We start from the raw sequence: 14,788 nt of genomic DNA on the forward strand, positions 1-14,788 counted from the left end.
AACTTCGTCATCATCGATCATGGGAACGGTGAATATTCCCTGCTGGGACATATGATGAACGGCTCGATACAGGTTAAGGAAGGGGATGAGGTGAAAGCGGGGGATATCATAGGAAAGTGCGGTAACAGCGGTAATACATTTATACCTCACATCCACTACCAGCTCATGGATGGAGCAAATCCTGTAAAGTACGAAGTGAACGGTCTTCCGGCTCTCTTCAGCAACTATTCTGTCTTCAAGCCTCCCACAGATTTTTCAAATGATTTCATTCCCGAAGACATAGTCTTTAAGATGGAACAACTGACCAACGGTGATCCTGAGCTTGGTCAGATACTGGAGGCGCAATGATCTTATCCTGATTCATCGAGAGTCTCCATCTATTTCACTATCCATGCTGGTTTCAGCCTGAAAGTGCGCAAAATCCCGCTTGATCTCTGGCTTTGCCGTGCTAAAGACAGAGGATTTTGATAGAATTTTCTGATTTTAAAGGACATTATGACCGAACTGATGTGGCATATGGCTTGCTTTAAATCTTGGATTATTCTGAGGATGCAGACATTTTTAAAGGAAGCGGAAAAAAGCTTCTTCCAGTCGGGAAGCTTTTGCTGGTCAATATAGTTTTTTTGCTTCTACTTGCGGATAGAGGCCTTGCTCAAGATCTTTCTGGACGTTTCCGGTTTCTATATCAGAGCTTCGATGAGGATGGGAAGGATTATTATGCCTTCACGCAGAGCTACAATCTGAGGTTCAATCAGCAGGTCAACCCTCTCATCGCCTATCTTATATCGGTGAGATATGAGGCCGGGAAGATAAGCGAAACGCCTGAGACTCCCGGGAGCGAGAATCGGCTCCTGGAGCCGCGACTGGAAGTGATCCTTTCCAATGAGATATTCGATCTGACGGCCGGATACCGATACACGAAGACGGAGCGGGGTGAGACAATCGATCAGGGAAGAGAGAACATCTACTCCCGGCTCTTCCTCCACAGAGAAAATTTCCCCGCCGCTTCCCTCCAGTTCGACCGGATAAACGTCGATGACAGAATTCAGAACGACACGAACGAAACAAGGCTTCTTGCCAATGCCTCCTACGATATCCGCGATTTTTCCATTTTCTACAATTTTGAGAAGAAAGTCGATGAGACTAAAAATGTCAATTTCAAGAGAGACGGCAACCTGAACTCCGTCAACATCCAGTATCAAAGATCGTTCTTCGAAGAGAAACTTAACGTCACAGGTGGGTATTTCATCAGCGACAACAGGATAAAGACCAAAAGCCGGATTGGCGTTCCCTTTTACGTGGAAAAGAAGCCTAAGAAGGGGCTCTTCTCCACTGATGACACTCCGCTCACGGGGAGCCTGAGCGAGCAGGCCTCCCTGATCGACAGGGACACGGTGAGTTCCACTGGAATCGAGATCGGAGGAACCATTCATGGTGGAGGGATCAACCGGAACATCGGCCTGGAATATGATCCTCCCCAGAGGATCGATACCTTCTTCCTCTTCGTGAGCGCCGCCATCTCCCCGCTCTCGGAAGACGATTTTTCATGGGATATCTACACGAGTGATGATAATTTGAACTGGGTGCGTGTCATCGCGTCTGTTCCCTTCGCCTTCAACTACACCCTTAACCGTTTCGAGTTCTCCTTTTCAGCGCTCCAGCCAAGATTCGTCAAACTGGTGAATACCGGTTACAGCGTCAACGAGGGGCCGATTGCAGTCACGGAACTCCAGGCGTATACAACCGAAGTCCTCGTCGGGCGTTGGAAGGAGGAAGAGAAAATCCAGAACATCAACCTGAACGCCAACTGGACGCCGAACGAAAGATATTCTCTCACATATGGCAGCTTTATCAGCAATTCCGATATCGAGAGGGAACATGAGCTATCTGAATACAACCTGAGGGACAATAATCTCACCTTCTTTTTCAGACCGGTTTCATCCTTTTCCACGACGACGGGATACAGTCTCGTCGAACGAAAGGGGAACTTTCAACAGGATGAAAGAGATACCAATTATTTCATGACTCTCAACGCCAACTTTCTTGAGGCCATCGACCTCTCGCTCGGATGGCGAAACCGTTCAGTGGAACGGCAGGCACAGCCAGGCCTGGATGTCGAATCATACCTCTTCCGCGTTGCCTCGCAGCTCTACCGCGATCTGAACGCTTCTCTCGACATCGGATACGTTGACCAGAAGGACTTCCAGAGCGACATCCGGGTTAAAACGAAGAGCCTGCGGTTCTCCTTCTATACGAGACCGCGTGAAGAGATTATCCTTTCGAGTGATTTCACCAGGGAGTTCATCACGCAAATCGATATGTCCGGCATGGAAAGTGACTGGAGCCAGACGAATCTCGGCTTTGATTGCACATTCAGGCCCAGTTCTCTTCTCAATTTTTACGCTCGCCTGCTATACCAGGATTTGATAACCATAAGCGGGTGGTCTAAAATTTACAAAATGGACTGGCTTCCCTTTCCGGGCGGATCGATCCAGTTGAGCATGAGTTACGAGAAGGATGTCAGAGAGTTATCGGGTGAAATCAGGGACCAGGCTCGGGGAAGCGTCAGGTGGAATCTCCGCAGGAATGCTTATCTTGACCTTTCCTATTATCTGATCAATCTCAGGAACGAGATCGATAAGAGAAACAAGGTCCTCACGGCCTTACTGGAGATTAAATTTTAGAGAGGAAACATCCGTTGTTACAAAAGATATTCCCGACGTTACTGCTCGTTCTTGCTCTTACACTTTTGCTCTCCTGTTCCATGCATGGCTCTCCCGTCAATCCTCGGGAAAGATTATCCGAGTCTTCGAAAACAATCGCCTTTTTCCCCTTCACGAACCTGTCGGAGGAGAGAAGTGCAGGTGAAAAGATCGTTCCCCTGGTGAAAAAGGCTTTGGAAGAAAAGGGGTTCCAGATCATTGATGATAGTTCCGTGGAGGAATTCCTCCGGAACAGGAGGATCAGATATACTGATTCGCTCACAGTTGCCGATGCCATGGATCTCCTGGAGAATCTGGGTGCGAAGTACATCATGACCGGTACCATCTTCTCATATTCCAATAAGGCCATTCCGCGGATCGGTCTTTCCGTCCGACTCATCGATTCGCTTAGCTGCTCTGTGAAGTGGTGTGCGGCCTTTTCCATGACAGGCGAGGATGAGCCGGGTTTTCTCAATCTAAGCAAGGCTAAGACCCAGGACGAGCTTGTGCGGAGGGCCGTCAAGGATCTTTTCTCTTCGCTGACGGTGAGGAAGGAGGATCATTTTCTTATCTTCGAGAGGAGAGGAGCAGGAGGAAGGAACAGGATCCTGGCTCCCAATCCTCACTTTTTCAGAAAGCGAGGAAGCGGTGCGAGGAAGTATAATTGCCTGGCGATCCTTCCGTTCTCCAACCTCAGTAACGAAAGGAATGCTGCCCGTATCGTCTATGAGTACTTCTTCGTCAATCTCCACGCTTATTCCAGAGTGAAGATAGTCGATCCGGCGGAAGTGCGAAGAATCCTGATCAAAGGCAAGGTCAGAAATGCTTACCAGCTTGACCGCGATGCGCTCGATCTTATTCGTTCGGAACTAGGAGTGCAGGGTATCATCATGGGAACCGTTTATGCGTTCGAAGAGGGGATCAATGGATCATCGGGGAGCGAGCCCGAAGTCGAGCTGTCGGCCCGCCTGATCGACGCAGTCACAGGAGAGGTCATCTGGACGGCCAGGCACCGGAGGGAGGGGAGCGATTCCATCTCCGCGTATGAAATGGGAAGGGTGAGAGATATCGGTACTCTGACCTCCGACACTGTGACCAGTATGATTCTCACTCTCATCAAATGATAGGACGATTCAATGAAAGGATCAAGGTATTTTCTTTGCTTTTTTTCTCTTCTTTTAATCTTTCACTCTGGAGCGGATCATGCCTTCTCCGCAGAGGATCTCATCCTTGCCAGGATCAACGAAGAGGCCCTGACCCTGGATGATCTTGCGCGTCTCTTCACCGATAAACATCAGGGGCACACGGGAATGCTTGCCAGTGAAGCGCTTCTAAGAGATTTTCTCTTCAAGGTGGTGGATGAGAGGCTTCTCATTCAGGAAGCCTACAATCTTGAACTTGACAAGATCATCGAAAGACGGGAGACCTTCGTCAAGTTCAGGAAGAAGCTTCTGAAGGACGATCTCTACAAAGAAGAGGTCCTCGATAAGGCCGTCATCACGGATGAGATGGTGGAGGAAGCTTACAAGAGACTCGATGTCCTATATCGTGGCAGGGTCATCACCGTTCATTCAGAACGCGAGGCCATGGAGATCCACAAAAAATTGCAGAAGGGAGAGGATTTTGAAGAGCTGGCAAGGAAGAACTCCCTCCATAAAACGGCAAGATTCGGCGGAGATCTGGGTTTCGTTGCCTTTGGGATCCTCGATGAGAAGGTGGAGAGCGCCCTCTTCGCTTTAGAGGAGAAGACGTTCAGCCAACCTTTCGAAACGGAGGCAGGATGGAACATCGTCTTTCTCCAGGAGAAGAAGAACTCCACTCCTCCGGAATACGAGAGGGTTTCAGATAATCTGCGGGCGATCCTGAAAAGAAGGAAGATGTCCGCGCTCAGGGAGGGGTTTTACGAAAAGCTTTATGATCAGTATGGACTATCCTTCCGTGAAGAGATGCTGGAGAAAGATAAATTCCTCAAAGCCGTTTCCGCAGAGAAGATAAAACATTTCGAACGGATTCCCATTGCCATCTTCAAGGAGGGAGAACTGATGTTCGGTGATTTCATCAATGGAATCGATATTCAGAAGATCGAAGCGCAGGACCCATTCAATGTGCAGCAGAGCCTTAAAAACCATCTCGAGAACAAGATGGATGATATTCTGCTGGATAGGCTCATCTCTGAGAGGAAGCTAACGCATGAATCGGAAAGGAAACTCAAGTCTTTCAAAGAGAGACTCATGATGGAGGATCTCTATAACAATTTCATCATGAAGGATATCCAGATCTCCGACAGGGAGATCGAGGCATATTACAAGGAAAATGGAAAGGAATTCGAAATTCCGCTGTCTGCGAAATTGAGGATGATCTCGGCCGGAACGAGAGAAAAGATGGAAGCGATAAAGAAGAAGATTATGGAAGGCGAAGAGTTCTCCGCCGTGGCGGCTGAGTTCTCCGAAGACCGTTTCACGGCGTCCCGGGGAGGAGATATGGGATGGGTCCAGAAGGGGGAGATGCCGGAAAAGATCGACGAACTGATATTTTCCATGGAGCCGGGAGATACCTCTGATATTCTCGAGCTTCCCGAAGGATTCGGGATACTCAAGGTGGAAGAAAGGAAGGAACCGGTCATCCCCGTTCTCTCGGATGTGAAGGAAAAGATCAGGAAGCAGCTTATGAAGCAAAAAGGGGAAACTGAAAGAGCGAAATGGGTCTCCACGCTGGAGCAAAAGTCAAGGATAAAGATCTACGAGAGGAACGTCAGAAAAGGAGCAAGGCTGTTCATCCATGAATTTGAGGAAAGAGAAAAAGCAAGTCCTGAAAGGGGAAAATAAACCGGAGGCGGATGGAAAGAAATGAGCAACGATCGAAACAGAAAAAAGCTCATGCTTTCGCTGTTCTTGATGACTCTTCTCATGACGATCTTCCTCTCATCTCCTGATATCGCGGCTCAGAAGGAAGCATCTGAGAAAGCAATGCAACGGAAGATCAAAGATGTGCCGCCTGTACTGCTCGTCTACTATCACATGTTTTCCGGTCGCCTGAAAGAACCCAAGGGAATCTTCTACGACAGGGCGAAAGACGAAATCTACTGCGCCGATACGGGGAACGGTCTCATCGGAATCTACAATATGGACGGCATGGAGCTTTTCTTATTTGGAAGCAAAGGGGTCATCAACGAACCTTACAACGTCATGGTGGATCCCGAAGGAGATATCTACGTCATTGATCTCGAGATCGGCAAGGTCAAAGTCTTCAACTACAGGGGAGAGTTCAGGAGGTTTTTCGACTTCTCTCAGTCTCCCGCACCAGAACCAAAACCCGTTGCCATGAATGTCGACAGAGAAGGAAAGCTCTACTTCCTCGATTCATCCATTCCACGGGTCCTGATTTTCACTATGGATGGACGTTTCCTGAGGTCATTCGGCGAGAAGGGGATCGGCAAGGGAAAGCTTTCCTCGCCTTCGGACATCGCAATCGATGATGCTGGCAACATCTACATAACGGACCGCGTTGGAATGCCGGTCCAGGTCTTCAATCCCGAAGGGAAATTCATCAACGGCTGGGGGGAGCACGACGTTGGATCGCAGAACTTCTCCTTTCCGGCTGGTATCGCCATCGATAGAGATGGGAGGATATTCGTGGCGGATACTCTCCGGCAGGACATCAAGGTCTTCGATGCGGATGGAAACTTCCTCATCAATTTTGGCGGGTTCGGTTTCGAGCCTGGCGAGGTCGCCTATCCTTCCGATGTCACCATCGACGGACAGGGAAGAATCTGGGTCACGGAGAAGATAGGTTCAAGAATTCAGGTCTTTTGCATCGAAGAACAGTAACCTGTCCCTTGTGCTATATTCCACATCTCTTGCGCATTCTCGCACTTTGCGCAACGGCATTTGAAGCCAACCTTGAAATCCAAAGAAAAGTTTGTAACAGGCGACATTTATTATCATTCTTGTAGTCGAGCCGAGCAAAAATCTATTCGCGCATAACTTATTTAAAATCAGGAAATTATTTAAACGATATACATTTATTGAGAAGATCGCTCCCCATTGCATTGAAAGGTAAGATGATGGGGATGCTGTCCGCAGGGCTATTTCTCCGTGGCATAACGATTGCTCAAATCCAGTTTCAATTTTCTAGGAGAAAATTCAAATTTTCACAATTCAAAAAGAAAGGAGGTGAAAAATATGAAGAAGCTTCTCGTAATTTTAGCAGCGATGGTTTGCGCTCTTGGATTTACATCGGTGATGGCAGGTGACTACCATACAGGGTCCTCTCTCTATTGCAATGAGTGCCACGTCATGCATTTCAGCCAGCAGCATGGCTACAATGCTGATGGAACGGGCGACTTTACGGATCTGGGTCCCGCTGGTCCATATCACTACCTTCTGAGAAATGAGGTCAATGATCTCTGTCTTACATGCCATGACGGTCTCACAACCGTTCCGGATGTCCTCAAGGATCATTCGAATGGAGTCAGAGAGGCTGGCGCGTTGAACCGGGACAACGCAGCGCCATACTATAGTGCGACAGGTCATACCCTCGATGCCACCGACACGGCACCAGGTGGAACGTGGGCGCCAGATCCCACGCATGGTCTAATCTGTGTCGACTGCCATAGCCCTCATGGAAGGACCAAATCCGGGGTGGGGAGCTACAGGAATCTGTGGAGAGATGCCAATAGCGGAACGATAGTGACCTATGCCGTTGGAACAAATGACCTCACAAAAGATGTTTATGAGAGAGTGGCAAAAGGTTACAGCTACGACAACGTCGATATGAACGAGCCTGATACCACACAGTCCGGTTTCGGAATATGGTGCAAGGATTGCCATACCGACTTCCACGGCACCGTGGGTGGTACTGAGATCGGCGGAGACGTAACGACAGGGGAGTTCCTTAGACACCCGACAGCAGGCGTTGACATCGGAGCCATTGGAGGCGGTCACTCAAGCGCCAATGTTTACAAGACAGGTGCCAGAACAGGACTGGGTGGAAAGACGAACTGGGTGAAGGTCATGTCTCCATCAGGAGATTGGTACGAATCTGAAACAGACTCCACCATTTCCGGCCTCACACCGACCTGCATCACCTGCCACAAAGGCCATGGAAACAAGAATGCCTTCGGTCTCATCTACATGAAGAACACAGGCTCCATCTCCGAGCAGGGGACGGAAGACGGAGGTTACAGAGATCTCTGCAAGCAGTGCCACATCCAGGGCTAACGATGCGGTGGAACAATGCTGTTATTTTGAGGAACTGGATTTGCTGATCAGAGAAGAATCTAAAAGGTGCCGGACTTTAAAAACCCGGCACCTTATTTTTTTTGATTTTTTCTTGTATGTTATAATTTTGAAGTTTTAAGGCTTCCGTTGTGCGAGAAGGAAGGATCAAAAGAGTCATTGTTTTTTTTGTCCTCATCAATGGATTCCTTCTGGCGCTCGGATTTTCAGGCAACTGGCACAGCGCCGAGACGCTTATCTGCAGTGATTGTCATACGATCCATAACAGCCAGGATGGCCTTCCGATGAGGTATGATGGGGCCATCAACCCTTCCCCCCATCTCCTCAGGCATGCCGATTCCCTTTCTCTCTGCCTCTACTGTCACGATGGGGGCAATCCGGATGCACCTGATGTCGTTTCTCCTGTGGGCTACACTGCGGACCCGTGTGGAGGTTCTTTCGAGAATTCGGGAGGTTCACCAAGCGAGAAGGCGCATGACCTCAATCCTGCTCTTCCCGAAACGCCCCCGGGCGGGAATGATTCTCTCATCCTTACTTGCGCCTCATGCCATGACCCGCACGGCTCTTCCAACTACAGGAATCTCCTGGAAAATCCTGCAGGTAGCGGAAATGGCTCGGATGTTTCCGTTTCTGTCAATCAGCAGATCCTGCCGGACGGATCCAACCCTTCCCTCGTTTATGTTCCATCCAACGTGATCTATAAGAGCGGGATGTCATCCTGGTGCAACGACTGCCATACCGATTTTCACGGCAGAACAGGCTCGGAAGAGGGAACGGTGGAGCCCTGGCTGAGGCATCCTCAGGAGAGGCAGATCTCCGGCTCCTATGGAGCCGATTACGCATACTGGAGCGGGACCATCAACAACAGAGTCGAAGTGGAAAACCCGTTGGATGAGGCCGTTCCCAGCGACGATGACGAGGTATTCTGCCTATCATGTCACAAGGCTCATGGTTCTTCGTTCAAGTCGGCTCTTATATATGCCGATGGGAGCACAAAACTATCCACGTGCCAGCAGTGTCATAACCAGTAGGAGGAACGCGCAAAGTCCAACCTGGAAAATATGAAAAGTCGTGAGAGATGAGCGAAGGATATGGAAAATACCGTGAAGTGATGTGACGGTAATGAGGAGAATCATGAAAAGGAAAGGGTCGAGCAAGCATCCAGGTTTCATACTTTTCATTATTTTCTTCGGATTCATTCCCCTCATAGCCCTGGCTAAAGGAGGCGTAATTACTTCCACGAAGCACGGCAATACCACTACGGGAGTGTTGAGGATAACGACCGAACCCAGAGGGGATTGTGAGCAGTGTCATTACCAGCATGCCAGCTATGATGGCATGCCGACGGGGGGACCATATGAGTATGCCCTCTTTGCACCCGATGACAACAACCTCTGCTACACGTCTGGTGGTGCCGGACCCTGTCATACCCTCAACGGAGCCTATAAAATCTATCAGGGGCAGACAATTTACGATCAATCATCCCATGCAACCTCCTCGGCCATGGTCTGGCCTGGTCCATCGCCGAGAGCCAGAAAGGCTTCCGAAGCCGGGTACTGTGTCAACTGCCATGACCCGCATGGGGCAAAGGATGGAACGGGATTGATACCCGCCATGACCTTCAAGAGGGAAGAGGCTCTCTGCTATGAGTGTCACGATTCCAACGGCCCCTCGACAATGGATATCTGGACAGATGCGAACAGGACATACAAACATCCGATGTCGACCACGAACAGTCATAACGAATCCGAAGATGGGGATTCCACGAAATACGGAACGAGCAACAGACACTCTGAGTGCGAGGACTGTCATAACTCTCACTACGCGAAAGCCGATGGAACGGCCCCTGCTCCGCCGGCAGCCTCGGAAAGGATCAAAAGGGTTTCAAGAGTCAAGGTGACCAACATTTCTGCCGGTTCCCAGACATACACGTATCTCCCTCCCGATGATGCGACGACGGCTTATGAGTATGAACTCTGTTTCAAATGCCACTCCTCATGGACGACGCTTCCAGCAGGAAAGAGCAACATGGCCACTCTCTTCAATGATATGAACCCGTCCTATCACCCCGTGGAGAATACAGGAAAGAATACTAACATCAGAAGCGGAGCTTTTGTCAACGGGTGGAGTGCCACGATGAAGATGTACTGCTACGATTGCCATCGTTCGAGCGGGTCGAACCTGAAGGGCCCCCACGGTTCGCAGTACAATTACATTCTGAAGGCTCCCTATACTGCAAGTACTCAGAGCCGGACGATGTCCTCCGACGAACTGTGTTTCCAGTGTCACAACTATGATACGTATGCCAATCCAGATTCGGGAGACACAGTCCAGGGATACAGTCGGTGGAACAGGCCTGAGGAGACGAAAGGACACGCGTATCATGTGGGGCGGAAACAGAGACCCTGTTACGTCTGTCACCAGTCTCACGGATCTTCCTCGCAGTCTTTCTTGATCGTTCTCGGGAGGTCGCCGGGATTGAACAATTATACGAAGAGTTCCACTGGAGGAACCTGCTATCCCACCTGTCACGGTTCGGAGAATTATGGAATCAATTACGCCAGGTAATCTTCATGAGGATATCATCAGCATCATGTTCGGTGATTTGCCATGATTTTGCATGATACTGAAAGAGAGAGCATTATTGCTATAAGGTCATCGGCGCTGCGTATTTCTCTGCTTTTCTTCATTCTGCTTGCCTCAATTCCTTGCCCGGGCTGGGATCAAGAGGAAAATGTCGTCGTCTTCCTGAACGGTAATAATGCTGACCATCTGAAGCTTTCCTTTCATCTGGACGCCGTTTCTCTCATTGATGAAGAGGGAAAGGCGCACGCTCTCGCCATCCTTGAGGATGAGGTGGAATCCGGTGAAGAAGAGAGGTTTCAAATCAGACTGATTTCCGGCATGGTACGGGAAAGGGCATACGGAAGCCTCAGGATGAACATCTCCTCGCCTTCGGTTGGCAGGAAAAAGGCCTCTCTTCTCTGGAGCGGGGAACCAATTACCATTCCGGTGAATGTCCTGGTCTCGAAAGGGAGGATAGAAGTCCTCTTCCTGAAGTGGGACGTTCCTTCCTCCGTTACCCGGAAGATCGAATTTAAGCCGGGGTTCGTCGTATCAAAGCCTGAGCCTATCGTCAGGAGCCTGAAGATCTTCGCCACGGATGAGGGGCTGGGAGAGGTTCTGGTCATCGATCGCCATAAGGACCGAGTTGCTTCGATCATTAAGGTTGAAAAGGAGCCAAAAGGACTTGTTCTTTCTCCTGACGCGGAGAGGCTCTACGTGGCCAATGCAGGGTCCGGGACGGTCTCCGTCATCGATACCTTAAACGACCGGATCATCGACACCATCTCCATCGAGCATGGTTCCAGGCCTGTCGACCTGGCCATCTCACCGGATGGGAACGATCTCTACGTAGTCTGCAACGCTTCTCAATCCGTTTCCGTTTACAATGCGCGGACCTCTTCCCATATCAAGGAGATCAAAGTGGGTCTTTCCCCGGAGCATATCGCCATGAGCTCGGACGGACGTGTGGCCTACATATCCTGCAAACTCTCAGATGAGATCACAGTCATTGATGCGAACGCGAAAGAAGCGATCTCTGCGCTCAAGGTATCATCAAAACCAATGCAGATGGTCGTCCAGCCCGGTAAGGAAAGCCTTTACGTAGTTCATGGTGCTTCCCCGAATATCGTCGTCGTCGAGAATAGAGCCGTGGTTAAAAGGATCAGCCTTGGCTTTCAGGCAAAAGGGGTCAATTTCGATCTGGATGGGAACAGGCTCTTTCTCCTCGATCCCGGCGGCGGTCGCGTAGTTTTTTTCGACCAGGCGCTGGAATCGATGCTTAAGTTCGTCCGGGTCAAGAATCCTTTGAATGTCGCCCCAGATCCAGATGGTAAGAAGCTCTACGTTACGGGAGGCAGCACCGGAAATCTTTACATCATCGACAAGATCGTCGGCAAGGTTCTATCAACCTCCAGGATTGGAGATAATGTTTTTGACTTAGTCATAATGAGGTGATAAATTTTAGCGACGCATCCTGCTTGCGCTGGATTTGACCCAGAGAAAAATATGAAAAAAATAATAAGACTGAGAAGATTGAACATATGTCAATGGCAGACATTGCAAACTGTGATCGGAGTGGCTGTCATTGTATCCCTCTTCCTGCTTGGTTCCTGTGCCTCGGCTCCCATCACGTACATCCACCCTTCCTCTGATTTTTCGGCGATCAAGAAAGTGGCGGTTCTCCCCTTCTCGAACTATACACAGGATCTGTACGCCGATGAGAAGATCAGGGACCTCTTCATTATAGAGCTCCTCGCGGCCAACATCGTGGGTGTGGCCGAGCCGGGTGAGGTTTACCGGGCCTTGGCAGAAAACAAGATCACCGACATTGAGAACCTTGGCCAGGATAACATCAGAAAGATCGGGCAGACCCTTGACGTTCAAGCCCTTATCCAGGGAAACGTCCAGGAGTTCCAGATAGAGCGATCCGGGACGACCCCATCGGTGACGATAGCCTTGAGCTTCAAGATGATCGAAGTGGATTCAGGCGTGGCCATCTGGACGACGACCGTCTCCAGAGAAGGAACGAAATTCATCACGAAACTTTTTGGTTTCGGTGGGGCAAACAAGAGCAAAGCGGCTCGAAAACTGGTGCGCAAGGCGCTGAAGACGCTCATTCAATGACTATGAAAAAGGAAAATAAGAGATTGCTTTGCCTGCTTCCCATCGGGAAATGTCTTGCCTTTTTTTCCATCCTGCTTCTCACTCTTCTCTTCGTAAGGATGGATTTCGGGCAGTTCAAGAAGAAGGATAAAGCGGTGGGGAAAGGATGCATCGACTGCCATCAGGAGTACAGAAAGAAATTTGCAGGGAAGTTCGTTCATCAGCCGGTAAAGGAGGAGAACTGCGAGGGATGCCATCTCAAGCATGGTGTTGTCGGTATAATCCGTCTGAAAGAGGTTGGATCCACCCTCTGCATCTCCTGTCACGCTGACATGCAGAAGAAGCTGGCAGAAGATAATGTCCATCAGCCCATTCAGGAGAAGGGGTGCACGGACTGCCATGAGCCTCATGCCTCTGACCATCCTTCACTGCTCTTGAAGAGCAGGACGGAAGTATGCTTCCAGTGTCATGAGAGCAGTGCGTTTCAGAGGACATATCAGCATAAGATAAAGGATGGCGGTTGTGGAGTCTGTCACGATTCTCACGCTTCCAATACTCAGCATCTCCTTAAAGTTTCCGTGGAACGGATCTGCCTTGACTGTCATAAAACATCCGATTCTTCCATGCTGGAAAGCCATTCTTCCTATGCGCCGACCGGAAAGAGTTGCATCGACTGCCATACTCCGCACTCTTCCGAGAAACCGAAGCTCATGAAAGCCAGTGTTCATGCTGCCATTCAGGATAACGGATGCTCAAACTGCCATGAAGCTCCTGATTCAGCGCATCCATTCAACCTTCTGGATAGACAGGCGGCTCTCTGTTTCGTCTGTCACGAAGACAGCAAGGGGAAGTTCGGGAAGAAGATCCCTCATCAAGTGGCAAAGGAAGGAAAGTGCAGTTTCTGCCATTCCCCGCATGCTTCCGATTTCAGAGCCCTTAGGAGGGTTGAGGAGCCCAATCTCTGTACCATCTGTCATGACAGAATGAAGGAAACTAAGCGACTGAAGTTCCAGCACGCCCCGGTTAAGGAGGGTTGCTCTTCCTGTCACGACCCACATTCCTCCGATGTGGCCCGATTGCTCTTCGAAGAAGTAGCAAGCCTGTGTCTGAACTGCCACGATGACGTGAAGAAATCTCAGGCGAAGAAGGTGCTCCATTTCCCCTTCAAGAACGGAGAATGCATCGGATGCCATGAACCCCATGGCTCGAAGAATCCGAAGCTCGCTGTAGAAGTAGATGCTGCCCTCTGCTACCGGTGCCATTCCAACAGAAGGGATCAGTTTGCAGATGGGATTCAGCACTTCCCGGTGAGCAATGGGCAGTGCCTCGCTTGTCATATACCTCATGGCTCGGAAGGTAAAGCTCTTCTATCGGATGAGATTCCAAAAGTATGCTTCAAATGTCACGAAAAGATCTCCACCTCCCTTGCGGGCGCAAAACTTCACGTTCCCTTCTCGGAGGGAAAGTGCATGACCTGCCACCTTCCTCACAATGCAAAATATGATGCTCTGCTCGCACGCGATGTCAGAAGTCTTTGCGAAGAATGTCACGATGAGAGTTCGATCATGTTGAGGGATGCGGCATCGATCCACAAGCCGCTGAGGGAGGGGCTCTGCGTGGAATGTCATTCTCCCCATGGGAGCTTCCTGAGCGGGCTGGTAAGAGGGAAACCAAAAGAGGTCTGCCTGAAGTGTCATGATGATTTCAGGAAGAGGCTCGTGGCGAAGGATACCGTCGTTCATAGCCTCATCGTCGATGGAGAATGTGGAAAGTGCCATGCATCCCATTCTTCAAGGGAGATGGCACTCCTGAAAGTCCCGGGGCAGATGCTCTGTCTCCAGTGTCACGACATATCGACAGCCAAATTTTCAGAATCTCACGGAAACATCCCGGTGAGTGGAGGGCATTGTGTGCAATGTCACAACCCTCATTTTTCAGATCACAAATTTCTGTTCCGGGAGATCATTCACTCCCCATTCCAGCAGGGGGATTGCAAAGTATGTCACGTTTAAGGACCGCCAAGCATCTAAGTTCCTCATTCCATTTAAGAAGTATTCTTTTCGTCTCCATACTGGTATCTTCTGCAGCTTTTGGATTGCTTTTCGGAGCGGAGGAACAGAAGGTTGCCCTTCAGGGGAAAGGCAAAGAGCTCTGTGTCGTCTGCCATGAAGATCTGGAAAA

General features: G+C 49.8%; 12 protein-coding genes. All 12 read left to right on the plus strand.

From position 1 onward, the window contains the following. Positions 1-348, plus strand: a 348-nt coding sequence (locus tag AB1756_08405) for a M23 family metallopeptidase (GenBank protein MEW5807350.1), incomplete at its 5' end; no start/stop codon positions are given. 254 nt (positions 349-602) lie between these two features. Continuing rightward, the gene (locus AB1756_08410; GenBank protein ID MEW5807351.1) at positions 603-2,684 is read left to right on the plus strand and encodes a hypothetical protein; all 2,082 of its coding nucleotides are present in this window, start codon (positions 603-605) and stop codon (positions 2,682-2,684) included. Between the two features lie 14 nt (positions 2,685-2,698). Further along, entirely contained in the window at positions 2,699-3,826 is a 1,128-nt protein-coding gene (locus AB1756_08415; GenBank protein MEW5807352.1) for a hypothetical protein, read from the plus strand. A 12-nt stretch (positions 3,827-3,838) separates the two neighbouring features. Continuing rightward, on the plus strand, positions 3,839-5,527 hold the full coding sequence (locus AB1756_08420; protein MEW5807353.1) for a peptidylprolyl isomerase: 1,689 nt from the start codon (positions 3,839-3,841) through the stop codon (positions 5,525-5,527). A gap of 21 nt (positions 5,528-5,548) precedes the next feature. Next, positions 5,549-6,529, plus strand: a complete 981-nt coding sequence (locus AB1756_08425) for a 6-bladed beta-propeller (GenBank protein ID MEW5807354.1) — start codon at positions 5,549-5,551, stop codon at positions 6,527-6,529. Positions 6,530-6,883: 354 nt separating this feature from the next. Beyond that, positions 6,884-7,921: a hypothetical protein gene (locus AB1756_08430; protein ID MEW5807355.1), complete on the plus strand. Its 1,038-nt coding sequence runs from the start codon at positions 6,884-6,886 to the stop codon at positions 7,919-7,921. Between the two features lie 149 nt (positions 7,922-8,070). After that, complete coding sequence (locus tag AB1756_08435; GenBank protein MEW5807356.1) at positions 8,071-8,970, plus strand: cytochrome c3 family protein; 900 nt, start codon at positions 8,071-8,073, stop codon at positions 8,968-8,970. A gap of 103 nt (positions 8,971-9,073) precedes the next feature. Further along, entirely contained in the window at positions 9,074-10,507 is a 1,434-nt protein-coding gene (locus AB1756_08440) for a cytochrome c3 family protein (protein MEW5807357.1), read from the plus strand. Between the two features lie 42 nt (positions 10,508-10,549). After that, on the plus strand, positions 10,550-11,959 hold the full coding sequence (locus AB1756_08445; protein ID MEW5807358.1) for a YncE family protein: 1,410 nt from the start codon (positions 10,550-10,552) through the stop codon (positions 11,957-11,959). A 51-nt stretch (positions 11,960-12,010) separates the two neighbouring features. Then, the gene (locus tag AB1756_08450; GenBank protein MEW5807359.1) at positions 12,011-12,628 is read left to right on the plus strand and encodes a hypothetical protein; all 618 of its coding nucleotides are present in this window, start codon (positions 12,011-12,013) and stop codon (positions 12,626-12,628) included. Then, on the plus strand, positions 12,625-14,619 hold the full coding sequence (locus tag AB1756_08455) for a cytochrome c3 family protein (protein ID MEW5807360.1): 1,995 nt from the start codon (positions 12,625-12,627) through the stop codon (positions 14,617-14,619). Before AB1756_08450 ends, AB1756_08455 begins: the two co-directional genes overlap by 4 nt. After that, the coding region (locus tag AB1756_08460) for a hypothetical protein (protein MEW5807361.1) at positions 14,607-14,788 on the plus strand (182 nt) is incomplete at its 3' end. The genes AB1756_08455 and AB1756_08460, both read left to right, overlap by 13 nt.

Source organism: Acidobacteriota bacterium, from assembly GCA_040752675.1.
Classification (GTDB): domain Bacteria; phylum Acidobacteriota; class Polarisedimenticolia; order JBFMGF01; family JBFMGF01; genus JBFMGF01.